Raw genomic sequence first — 12435 nt, 5'->3', positions numbered from 1 at the left:
TTAAGTTCCATTTATACCGGAAACCGGTCTTTAAACCGTTGTCCGTTTTTCATTGCTGCTATTTCTTTTTCAGTACATAAGCAGGATTGTAATTGTACTTCCACTACCTGCCTGTCCAGCTCCTGCCCTATTATTACCAGTTCATTGAACCGGTCCCCAAATGCTTTGTCCCATCGACGCTCAATGGCAGCCTGATTGTCAACAAAAGCAGCATACCGGATTCGTTCCCCATAGGGCATGGAACACCACCAGGACCCGGCTTTATCCACCCGTAAACTTCCACCAGCCTGGTTCCAGTTCAGTGCTTCATCTGGGCGACTTGCAATCCAGAATACGCCTTTACTCCGAATAATATTGATTGGCCATTGGTCGTTCAGGAACGCCCAGAAACGTTCGGGATGAAAAGGTGCTTTTGCTGTGAATACAAAAGAACTGATTCCATACTCTTCCGTTTCGGGAGTATGTTCCTTTTCTCTTTCTTCTTTCCAGCTTTCCATTTCACTTGCTTTTTCGAAATCAAACAAACCGGTATTTAAGATTTCTTTAAGTGGGATAATACCAAAACTGGATTCAATAACCCGGGCGCCTGGATTTAATTTTTTCAAAACAGTACGCAGGACACCTACCTGGTCTGCTGATACAAGATCTGTCTTATTAAGAATAATAACATTAGCAAATTCAACCTGATCGGTAAGCAGATCTACTATGGTCCGTTGATCTTCTGCCATCTCTGTCAGCTTTCGGTCATGCAGGCTTTCCATGGTAGAATAATCCCGTATAAAATTAAAGGCATCTACTACGGTTACCAGGGTATCCAGCCGGGCAATGCGACCCAGATCAATTCCACTTTGTTCATCCTGGTAACTGAAGGTTTGAGCAACCGGTAAAGGTTCACTTATGCCTGTGCTTTCAATTAACAGGTAGTCAAAACGATTTTCCGTAGCCAGCTTCTCAACTTCAATCAGTAAGTCTTCCCTCAACGTGCAACAAATACAACCATTACTCATTTCGACCAGCTTTTCTTCTGTTTTATGAAGTGTCTCTTCATTCTTTACCCATTGCGCGTCAATATTCACTTCGCTCATGTCATTTACAATAACAGCAACTTTAAGTCCTTCTTTATTTTTGAGAACATGATTCAATAACGTAGTTTTTCCTGCACCCAGGAATCCACTTAACACGGTTACCGGTAATTTTTTATTCATAATTAGATTTTTATACTTATACCATTGAATGCAATCTTTTCCAACTGATTCCAAATAATCCCAGGATGAAAACCAGGAAGGGAAGGAAGACCGGCACCCAATCATTATGTTGATTTTCCTCAAATTTCTGAACCGATAACGCTTTCCAATTCACTTCATCGACCTGCCTGTTTTCGAAGATCAGCGGGTAAACCTGTTTTCTTAAAGACTCATGAAAATTTGCAGTTTGCTTCAGAAACAACAAATGATTTTCCAATCCGGCTTTAGCCAATGAATTAAACTGATGTTGTGTATGAAGGGTTGGTATAAAGAAAGAAATGGATCGGGCAGCAGCTTCCCGTTTAGCCAATTTGTTCATGAAGGATGCGCTTTGCTCTTTAGACTCCTCATCACCTAAATGTTGCATTGCATAATACCAAAGCCAGCTGAAGTTTTCCTGCGGATATCCGTATTTTTCATATTCCGGATAAACCTTGTAAAAAGCCTTCAATGTGGGCGTCTTTTCCATATCCCATTTTTCGTGATAGGCTTCCCGTTGTTCTACCATCGTGGATAATGCTTCAGGTACCGGATAGCGGGAGGTCAGGTAGTTGTTAACCGCTGCAGGTAAAATGATGGCTAACAAAATCCAGCAGCTCAATAAAAGCATTGCATTCGTACTGGAATTTTTATTCAATGAAATAATGAATGCACAAAGGCCAAACCAAAATAACAAATAAGCCATCCCTGTTCCTACAAACAGCAAAATCCTGTAATTAATGGATAAGGGTAATAAAACAAAAGCAAGGCCGATCAAAACAAAAAATAAGGAGAACATAAAGCCCATACGGATTACGATGCTTTTCCAAAGTAAAGCAGCAGGTTTTCGGGCTTGCACCCGGGTCATATTCCAGGTACCGGCTTCCTGGTCTGCCGACAAAACAGAATAACAGGATGCTATGATTAATAATGGGAATAAGTAGAGTAAAACAAAACTCAGATCAAGATTCCCCGCATGCAATACATTCGGATTGTACAGGTCAGTATCATAACGCTGGTTCTCCAGGTTCCGGATTGTAACACTTTGGATAGAAGGATTTACATCCCGCTGCCCAATGCTCAGGCCATTTATGGGATCCAACTCATTGACAAGACTGAACTTCAGATAATAAAACAGCAATCCAAGTTCAGCGGAAAAAAACTCTTTATTTCGATTAATGTGCTCGTTTTGAGCAACCATTGTTTGCTTAACTGCTTCCTGTTGTTTAACCAGGTGCTGTCTTCCAATCAGCAAACTGATGATACCAGCAATTAAAACGGCGGATATACCTACCTGGGCGACGGAGGTCCGAACAAAGTTTTTTATACAAAGCTTCCACATCGTTTAGAGGGCATTTAATTTTTGTGAACGGAAAATCAGCAACCAAAGGGAAAAAAGGAACCAGGCTAGCAGCATCAGCACCGAATAGCCAGCTTCATTAAGCCCCTGTTTCCAGCTGGTAGAGGGATACGTGAATTCAGGAAATACTTTCCAGAAATCGCGACTAATAGCCGGACCCTTTTCTCCAGGTGTTGGTTTTTTATTTGAGATATACTGAATCTGCCAGTCATTCATCTGTTGGGCCAACCGGTAGCGATAGCTCTCTGCTTCTTCCTGAAACCTTGTATAAGATGAAAAATCAGTGCCGGCAAATGACATAGAGCACAACCGGATTGGGACAAATGGATTCACCCAACCAGTCAAACTGCTTAGGTTATTCTGTTTTTTATAAATACCCATGAGAACAGCCATCTGTTTGTTGTACAGTTCAGTGCTGATACGTTCCCCTTCTTTCATCTGAAAACCACTATAATTAAAAGGCAACTCTTCTATTGTGCTAACATTGTGCGCACGTAATACGGAATCTTTCAGAGCTTTGTAATAAGGATCATTAGGATCGTGGCTATCGCCTTTTTTAATGAGCTCCTGTTCAACCATTGAATCAAAATGTATTTTAGAAGGTGCTGGGAATACCCAGGATGCACCCGATTGTATGGCACGAGGCAAAATAATTCCCATCAACAACCAAATACCAATCAATGAAACCAGCGCAAGCTTTGCCGATTTTGAACTAGCAGAAACCCAACTTGTAATGGCAGCTATAATCCAAAAATAGATACTGTATAGAAGCAGTAACACCAGAACACGAACCCACCAATCGGAATTCATTTCCAATTCCGGAATAAAAAGGGATGTACCAACCAGCAATAACATACCAACCAGTAAGAACAATATTCCAATTAGCCAGAGTCCCAAACTTTTTCCTAGCAGCAATTCTTTCCAGCTTGTACCCTGACTAAAAAGTATTTTCAGGGTACCGTTTTCCCGATCTGCAGCAATGGCACCAAACCCAATAAAAAACATCAACAAGGGAACCAGTAATTGTAATACCATCGATTGCGTGATTTCTCCAAACCGAAGTAAACCGGTACTAAGTCCTGCTTCTGAAAAATTGACAGTGTTCTGTTTATGCGCTTCCAAAAAAATGGCGTTGCCAGCATAATTATCTATGCCTCTGTCAAACAAACTCAGGGGATCAATCGAACGAAAGGCAATGTATCCATAGTGTGCCATCCGATGCGGATGTTTATCCGGCATTTCTTCCCAATGATTGCGAACCAGTTCGCGGTAATAGTTTTGGGTTGTAATCTGCTGCCGATACTGGGTAGAGGAGCTTATGTTTGCATACAACAACAATAACAATATAAGTCCTATCAGGAACTGAACCGGTCGATTGCTAATTGCGGATAAAAAAAAAGTATGCCTTGCCAGCATCCAGCAAACTGATCTTCTCAACATACAATAACTTTTAAAATGAGTAAGAAATAGTTAACATCAGATTTCTGGGTGCGCCAGGAAACAGGCGCAAATAGTTTTGTGCACCAATCCAGTACGTTTCATCCAGGAGATTATTGACTTGTAAGGACAATTGCATATTACTGCCCGATGGGTTATAGTAAACTGCCATATCCAGTAAGGTGTAAGCAGGAACTTTAAAGGACCGGTTGAACCATGGTATGCGATCCCCATTGTATTGCAGTCCAATTCCCACTCCCAAATCCTTCAGCAAAGTTCCCCTGGCAAAATTGTAACGGGTCCAGAGATTGCCGCTGTTATAGGGAGTATTCTGCTTTCTCGCTCCTTTTAATGATTCTTCCCTATCATTTACAATAATGGCATCAATATAACTGTAAGAAATATTGATTTGCCAATTGGGCAAGAGGTAACCTGCTGCATCCATTTCAAATCCCCTGCTTCGTTCAGCTCCCCTGGTAACCAGTAAATCGGGATTGGTCGTGTCGTTGGCATTCATTAAAATATTTCGCTGATTGATTTCATAAATCGCCGCATTTAAAAAGAGTTTCCCTTTAAGTAGCGTTGCCTTCATTCCCATTTCCTTCAAATCGCTTTCCAGGGGCGCAAAACTACTTCCGGAAGGTGCTGCTACCGGCATAAGCGTAACGGTGTTTGCCTGCGGCTGAAATCCCTGTAAATAGGTGGCATATATATTCAATGCAGGAAGAATGGAATAGGTTAAGCCGATTCTTGGAAGCAGGCGGGACTGCCTGACAGTTATTTCATTAGCATTTTTATAATTGGTTAAATCCCTGAACCACTCATTACGAAGACTTGCCAATAAGGTAAACTTTCTCCATTGCAGTTGTTCCTGAATAAATACTGAATTGGTTGTTGTCAGTGCGGGTGGCAATTGTGTTCGGGAGAATTGATAATCGCTGATATTACGGATGGTATATACTGGATTTTCCAAATCAAAATGTGGCACATTGGGCCTTGGCAGTGTAATGCCCCGCACTAAGATGGTTTGATAATTATCAGCATTAGCCGGATTAAAGCTATTGGTTACCGTTCCATCTTTCAGGTAAAAACCGCGGGCTGCATTCTGTCCGCCTCCCTTTAGTTTTTGCCAGCTGTGGAGGTCATAGCCAGCCAGCAACGTATGTCTGACAGCGCCTGTAGAAAAATCAAACTTCAAATAGCTGTTGTAATTGTCAATATTCCAGTTTTGTTGCCGCTGTACCAGTTGCATGGCTGCCAGGGTGGTAACAGGCTGATTTTGCAAATCAATTGCAAAAGCATTCGTGGTTCGGTGTTCAAGCAAATCCTCATTCCAGGTTTGCTTCATGTAGGAAGCAATAATGCTGACACCTTTTGTCAATTCATGAGACAGGTTTCCCATGACAATGAGCTCTTTCGATTTAAAATAATCATTGGGTGCACCTAAATTCAATTCAATGGGGGTGCTGTTTAATCTGGTCTGGCCAGCAATTGCACCGAAAATAGGTTGACCACGATCCAGCTTCCCATCATTGTTCGAATAAATCAACTCAACATTTACAGATGTCTTTTTATTTGGGATATAGCTGAAAGAAGGAGAGAGTAATAAATTTTTCTGGCCGATCAGATCACGAAAACTTTTGGCTTCCTGATAGGCGGCATTCAATCTGTACAGTAATGTTTTTGATTCATTAAGCGGACCAGTAAAATCAAGAGTACCACGTATGGTACTAAAGCTACCAGCACTGATACTAATGTTCTTTCTGGAAACATCCAGAGGCTTTTTGGTTACCAGATTAATACTGCCACCCGGATCCACGCTGGAGAAACTTGCACTGGCCGGACCTTTAATTACTTCTACCCGTTCGATATTGGTAGTAAGTGGTTGAAGAAAATAAAACTGTCGGGTACGCATGCCATTGATAATCTGACCTTCTTCATTCTGGCTGATACCGCGAATAGCATATTGATTGTAATAACTCGATGGAATTACTCCGCTGGCTATTTTGACCGCATCTGCTAATTGAAAAGCCTGTCGGTCCTGTATTAATTCTTTTGTGATAGTAGCAATTCCAAGCGGAATATCTTTGTTGAGCATTGCTGTTTTGGTAGCTCCGAATGAATAATCACTGGTATATTTTCTGGATGCTCTTCCGGTAACTTCCACCGACTGCAAGAAGGAATGGGACTGAATTAAACGAATTTTCAGATCATCCAATACCTTTTTTTCATCTAGTACTATTGTTTCAATATATTCTTCATATCCAATTGATGAAACCTTTACCATATAACGGCCACCAGCAAGAGATGACAGCGAAAATATTCCCTGATCATTACTTATGGCTGAATAGCTGTTTTTCTTTGATCGAAGTTCTATGGTAGCTCCTGATAGAGGTTCTTTTGATTCGGATTCAACTTTACCTGAAATTGAAAATTGAGCAAGGCAAGGAAAAACAAAAAGCATGTATGACGTAATGAGAACTATATATTTCATTTGATTAAGCTTAAATAGTTTCCAGATAAAGCTGTTGGAGGGCTTCCGCATTGATGGTTTTGGTAGAAAGTTCATGAACCAGTTTTCCTTCCTTCATAATTCCTATTCGGGTACCTAAACTGACTGCATTGAAAATATCATGGGTTGCCATAAATATGGTGGTGCCTTCAGCTGATAACTTTTTACACAACTCAGTGAATTCAGCAGTTGCTTTGGGATCCAGTCCACTGGTAGGTTCATCCATTACAATCAATTTTGCATTTTTCGCGAGGGCGATTGCAATACCTACTTTCTGACGCATCCCTTTTGAATAGGTGGCTAACCGTTTTGTATGGGCATCTTTTTGTAACCCTGCTTTGGAAAGAAAAGCACTCAATTCTGCCTGCGGGTATTTCAAGCCCGCAAGCCGGCTAAAAAAATCAAGATTTTCGAGGCCTGATAATTGTCCGTATAACTGAACAATTTCAGGAATATAAGCTACTTCCTTACGGCTCTCGGTGCGGTTTACCTGAACAGGAATCCCGTTAATTGAACAAGATCCGGAACTGGCTTCCAGAAAGCCTAAAATAAGATGAATGGTAGTGGTTTTACCTGCTCCATTCTGACCAAGCAGGCAATAAACTTCGCCCTCCTCAATACGGAGGGTAAGGTCGTTGAGGGCAGGCACATCATTATAGTGCTTGCACAGTCCGACCATTTCAAGAACTGGCATGACATTATTTTTTGAATGAAAAAGAAAACTCCGTTAGAGTTGAGACAGGAATAGGAACTTAAAGAGCAGGAGGCCCCCGATACGACCTATTTGCCAGCTCATAACACATTAGCTGATGAATCGTTGTTGCTGAGGTAGTTTCCCAATATATTGCTGCTGAAATAAATCGGAAGCCATGTTCATCTGTATATGCTGCATATTCATGAGCACAAATTGAACAGGAGTTAGAGGTACCCTCGTTTAGTTTGGATAATGATTCTGTATTGTTTTGCTTAAAGTCCTGTTGGGTTTCGGAATAAGCATGGTCGTGCCACAGTATTACAGGTAATGAAATAAAGCCATAAAGCAGTAGCAATACACCTGCCACAAGCTTTTTATATCGTAGGTAAAATTTCAAACTTTAACTGGAATTACCATTTATCGTAGTTGTTCAAAAAGATCGGGATCTATATCCATCAATTCATAGTTCTTGCCTGCGCTATAATTATAATGCCACCATTCTACAGGATCCACTTCAAAGCCGTGTTTCTGCATGATACTTTTAAGTGTTTCCCTGTTTCGAATAACCTGCTCGGGTAGTTGTTGAAAGTTAGGATGAGAGGCATACACTAGTGCATCAAAAGGAGTTGGCATTTCGAGTTCTTTGCCCGTTTTCAGATTGATTAATGTAAGGTCCAGCGCTATTCCCCGGTTGTGCTTACTCCCGGTTCGTGGAAGCCCCATGTAAATGGTATCCGGTAGGCGCTCAAACATACGGCAGGTAACTGAGTAGGGTCTGTATGCATCATAAATTTTCAGGGCAAGTCCCATTTCCCGAAGTTCCTGCTGAACCGCTGCCAATGCTTTGGCCACGGGTAATCGTACATAAGCATGCGGCCGGGCGTACAATTGTTCATAAAAGATATTTGCAGTTCCGGCATACTTGATATCCAGCTGTATGCCTGGAATAATAGCACTCAGCTTCACCATTGCTTTATTGGAGTCAGCATGAATCGATTGACGCAGCTCTTGCAGGCTGGTTTGAATTGGGAGTCCATATGGATTTGAACTCACTTGAGCAGTGATTGGCCAGTTTCCTAATAAGAGCTGAAGCAACAATATTTGAAATCTAATTTTTTGCAACATTATTGCAAATATAGAACTTCCGACTTCTTTTCCAATTTTTTTTGCAGCTAGACAGGTTTGCTAAAACAAATTACTATCGGTTGTAAATCAATGCTTCACAGGCTCAAAAGTGGAAGTCATTCCTGCCCATTCTCTTTCGATTAACATTTTTTTCAACTCCGTTTGTGTACATTTTACACAATCTGTTGTAAATTTGTTGAAACGTTTCAACATTACGCATATTAAACAGGCAGGCAAATGAACAAGTATATATTCCCACTGACACTCGGCGGACTTGGTATCGGTACCACCGAATTCGTGATCATGGGCCTGCTGCCAGAAGTGGCAGCCGCTATGGGTGTTAGCATTCCTACTGCAGGTTACCTCATTTCTGCTTATGCTTTGGGCGTTGTAGTTGGTGCTCCCTTACTGGTTGGAATGTCTACCAAACACAATCCTAAAAAAACATTGCTGGTCTTAATGGCAATGTTCACCTTATTCAATGGATTATCCGGACTCGCACCTGACTTCAATTCACTGATCCTGTTGCGTTTTTTATCCGGATTGCCTCACGGCGCGTTTTTTGGTATCGGAGCTGTGGTTGCCTCCCAAATGGCAAAAGAAGGGAAACAGGCTCAGTCCATTGCCATGATGTTTTTAGGTTTGACAGTTGCCAACCTGGCAATGGTACCACTGGTTACACTGGTGGGACAAGCACTCAGCTGGAGATTCGCCTTCCTGTTTGTAGCATTGATTGGTGCTGTTACCGTATTCTTTATCCATAAATGGTTACCAGATCAACAGGCAGATTCCTCCAGTTCTGTAAAATCAGAATTGCAGTTTTTCAAAACCGGCAAAGCCTGGTTGATTCTGCTCATTACTGCCATCGGCTTCGGTGGACTCTTTGCCTGGTTCAGTTATGTAGCTCCTTTGTCTATCCATGTATCCCGCTTCTCTCCTTCTTTTGTTCCTTATATCATGCTACTCGCCGGAATTGGAATGGTCATCGGAAATATCCTGGGTGGCATACTCGCAGATAAAATGCGGGCAGATAAAGCTGCCATACTGCTTTTCCTGCTGCAGGTTATCACGCTGCTGGCAGTGTTCTTCTTTTCCGATAATCAATACTTTTCCCTGATACTGACCTTTCTCTGCGGATTACTGGCAATGGCTGTTTCCTCTCCCATTAACATGCTGATGATTACCACAGCAAAAGATTCAGCCCGAATGGGTGCCGCTTTCATGCAGGCAGCATTTAATGTGGCCAATTCTCTGGGTGCTTATTTTGGCGGACTCCCGCTTGCGTATGGATTAGGATTTAATTATCCTTCACTGGCTGGTGCTATTATGGCTTTAGGCGGATTGGCATTAAGCGTAGTTTTCATCCTGAAATACAAGACAGAAGAAAGTTCCCCGGCGGCTTATCTGCCTGCCCATTAAGCAGTTTATTCAGGATTTCTTGCCGGTTGCTTTACAATGAGCTCTGCCTGCAATTCCAGAAAAGCGGATTTGGTTTCACCATTCAATTTGGAAAGCAGGCGCTGAATGGCCAATGAGCCCATCTGTTGTATAGGCTGACGTATATACGCATACGGCGCATCAAACAATTCAAAATCATCCAGGCTATCAAACCCTACCAGGGCAATACGTTCCGGCACTTTTATTCGCTTCGCATGAATGTATTGCAGACAATACCCCGACATTAGATTGGATGCGCAAAAGATGGCATCGATCGGTTTAGGTTGGTCGAGTAAGGCATCCATGGCTGCTTTTACCTCAGCATAACTAACAGAAGTACCCAACTGCTTAACCCTGGATTTTTCCAACCGTATGCCTGCTGATCGCAACGCTTCTTCATACCCCCGAGTTCGCTCCTGAAGTGTATGCAATGGATTACTGAAGGCAAGCATACCAATCCGGGTTTTCTTTTGCGACAGCAATTGCCGGATTGCCAGTTGCGCGGCATCAAAATTATTCAGTCCCACATAATCACAGGAAATACCCGGGAAATAGCGATCGATTAAAATGAATGGAACCTTTGATTTTTTTAAACTGCGGATGGATGTCTCACTTCCCGCAGGTGCCGCAATGATCAGGCCATCCACCTGCCGGGTGGACATAAAATCAAGTACCCGTTTAAATTTAGCCGGATCTTCATCCGAACTGCCAAAAATGACAGCATAACCGTGGCGATCGGCTTCATCTTCAATACAACGTGCCAGCTGCGCAAAAAAAGGATTAGCGATATCCGAAACAATCAGCCCAATACTCTGGGTTTTATTGGTTTTCAGACTCCGCGCGACAATGTTTTTCTGGTAATTAAGCGATTTAGCTACTTTCCGAATCTTATCCGCAGTTTCCTTTTTAATCCTGTTTTCATGCTGATTGTTTAGCACGTAGGAAACCAGGGTAACCGAAACTCCGGCCTTTTCAGCAATATCCTTAAGCGAAACAGTTGCCATGGCTTAAAACTACTATAAATACGGTAGGGATGCAACGCAATCAGGAAAGCTTTTGTCAAACCTTTACATGAGAACCAAAATTTAATATATATGCGAAAGCTTTGTCTTGCCTTATTAACAACTACGCTATTTTTTACCGCCTGCCAGAAAGTAAATCAACAGCAGGAACTAACAGGAGAAGCAATTGTTACTGTAAAAGCTATTGATGCCCTATGCGGCTCCGTTATCTTTGAAATCCAGGAAGACTCCCTTAAAAAGTACGGAGAACAGAATTTTACGTACAAAGGAAAGAAATACAATGGCGTGTTTTCAAGCCAGTTACTTTGCTCAGAATTTGCAAATACCAATCTATATCCAAACAATGATGGAAACTTTGAACCCAGTTCTTTTAAAGTACTGATTTCAAAAAACCCTCCCACCTATAATTGTGAAAATGCAACCTGTCTGGCTATCCTGACTAATATGCCAGAGACATTTTATTTTATTCATCCTATACGGTAATCATTCACTCCACCAATTTGTGAAAGCATGTTCCTCAATGTTAAGATTCACCAGTTCACCAATTCTTGGAGTTAGGAGATTGACCTGGTAGGTTTCATTTAGGCGATGCAATTCTTTCAATGGCTCATCCCAACTGTGAAGCGCCAGCGAAAATTTGGAGCTATGAACCGGCAGCACTTTTTTCGCATTCAGGTCCTTTGCTGCTTTCAGCACTTCCTCTGGTAAACAGTGAATGGCCTGCCAGGCAAGGTTGTACTGACCATTCTCAAGAATGGCAAGATCTATGGAGCCAAAACGCTTTCCAATAGCAGCAAAGTGACTGTCATATCCACTATCACCGCCCAGGTATAATTTCTTTGATCCCGCCTCCAGCAGAAACGCTAGCCAGAGTGTATTGTTTCGGGTAAAGGTTCTGCCACTGAAATGGCGGGCTGGCAAAGCATGCAGAAGGCTGCCATTGGAAAGTCTAATGGAATCCTCCCAATCCATTTCAATAAGCTGTTCAGGTGCATACCCCCAGTATTCCAGATGGGCTCCAATTCCTAAGCCCGTAATCACTTTTTTCACTTTCGGCTGAAGTGCTACTACAGTAGAATAATCCAGATGATCGTAGTGATCATGACTGATCAGCAGATAATCCAGCTCCGGAATATCCTTCACCTGGTATTCATTGGAGCCCGCAAAAGCCCTGGTAGTTCCCGGAATAGGTGAGGCATTGCCACTGAAGACCGGATCCACCAATATTCTTAAGCCATTTACCTGCAAGTAATAGGAAGAATGACCAAACCAAACCAGCAGGTCGCTATCTGCTGGTAATTCATGCAAATCAGTTTTGACAGAAGGAAGCGTTCCGGCTGGCATTTTATCCGGCACTTTTTTAAAGAAAAAATCATACAGCACGCCCGCAAAGGAATACCCTTTTGTAAGATTTGGGGTATAGCTGAGGTTCTGAAATTTCCCCTCCCGGAAATTTGGCGACTGCCGGATGCGCTCCAGACGTTTACCTTCGGGTGCTTTGCCAAAAATCGGCTGCTGCAAATAAAACAGTCCGGCAATCAGCAGAATGGCAAGTATGGAAAAGAAGATTAGCATATAAACTATTTTTATATTTACTATACCAACTATAAATATAACTATATGTA

Annotated in this window: 10 protein-coding genes; 2 read left to right on the top strand and 8 right to left on the bottom strand. The window is 42.1% G+C overall.

What is annotated here, in order from left to right:
* Positions 1-11 precede the first annotated feature (11 nt).
* The 6 genes from L0U88_RS14460 to L0U88_RS14435 form a co-directional block, all read right to left on the bottom strand.
* Positions 12-1205 carry a GTP-binding protein gene (locus L0U88_RS14460; protein ID WP_234866786.1) on the bottom strand — a complete coding sequence of 398 codons (1194 nt, stop codon included), beginning with the start codon at positions 1203-1205 and terminating at the stop codon, positions 12-14.
* A gap of 16 nt (positions 1206-1221) precedes the next feature.
* Positions 1222-2565: a DUF3526 domain-containing protein gene (locus tag L0U88_RS14455; protein ID WP_234866785.1), complete on the bottom strand. Its 1344-nt coding sequence runs from the start codon at positions 2563-2565 to the stop codon at positions 1222-1224.
* Between the two features lie 3 nt (positions 2566-2568).
* The gene (locus L0U88_RS14450; RefSeq protein WP_234866784.1) at positions 2569-4023 is read right to left on the bottom strand and encodes an ABC transporter permease; all 1455 of its coding nucleotides are present in this window, start codon (positions 4021-4023) and stop codon (positions 2569-2571) included.
* A gap of 10 nt (positions 4024-4033) precedes the next feature.
* Positions 4034-6514, bottom strand: coding sequence for a TonB-dependent receptor (locus L0U88_RS14445; protein ID WP_234866783.1), 2481 nt, complete (start codon positions 6512-6514; stop codon positions 4034-4036).
* Positions 6515-6524: 10 nt separating this feature from the next.
* Positions 6525-7226, bottom strand: coding sequence for an ABC transporter ATP-binding protein (locus L0U88_RS14440; RefSeq protein WP_234866782.1), 702 nt, complete (start codon positions 7224-7226; stop codon positions 6525-6527).
* Between the two features lie 417 nt (positions 7227-7643).
* Positions 7644-8279 (bottom strand): M15 family metallopeptidase, encoded by a 636-nt coding sequence (locus L0U88_RS14435; protein WP_234866781.1) that lies wholly within the window; start codon positions 8277-8279, stop codon positions 7644-7646.
* A gap of 309 nt (positions 8280-8588) precedes the next feature.
* On the opposite strand from L0U88_RS14435, the gene L0U88_RS14430 reads away from it, so the two are divergent.
* Positions 8589-9770, top strand: coding sequence for an MFS transporter (locus L0U88_RS14430; RefSeq protein ID WP_234866780.1), 1182 nt, complete (start codon positions 8589-8591; stop codon positions 9768-9770).
* 5 nt (positions 9771-9775) lie between these two features.
* Here the strand turns inward: L0U88_RS14430 and L0U88_RS14425 are convergent, their stop codons facing one another.
* A complete protein-coding gene (locus L0U88_RS14425; RefSeq protein ID WP_234866779.1) occupies positions 9776-10792 on the bottom strand; it encodes a LacI family DNA-binding transcriptional regulator in 1017 nt (338 codons plus the stop codon).
* A 90-nt stretch (positions 10793-10882) separates the two neighbouring features.
* Here L0U88_RS14425 and L0U88_RS14420 point away from each other — a divergent pair, with 90 nt between their 5' ends.
* A complete protein-coding gene (locus L0U88_RS14420; protein ID WP_234866778.1) occupies positions 10883-11293 on the top strand; it encodes a hypothetical protein in 411 nt (136 codons plus the stop codon).
* Here L0U88_RS14420 and L0U88_RS14415 read toward each other — a convergent pair whose 3' ends face one another.
* On the bottom strand, positions 11294-12385 hold the full coding sequence (locus tag L0U88_RS14415) for an MBL fold metallo-hydrolase (RefSeq protein WP_234866777.1): 1092 nt from the start codon (positions 12383-12385) through the stop codon (positions 11294-11296). It lies immediately after the preceding gene.
* Positions 12386-12435: the final 50 nt, after the last annotated feature.

This window comes from Flavihumibacter fluminis, from assembly GCF_021491375.1.
Classification (GTDB): domain Bacteria; phylum Bacteroidota; class Bacteroidia; order Chitinophagales; family Chitinophagaceae; genus Flavihumibacter; species Flavihumibacter fluminis.
The sequence above is the reverse complement of the archived record's forward strand: the minus strand, read 5'-3'. Positions and strand labels throughout refer to the sequence as shown.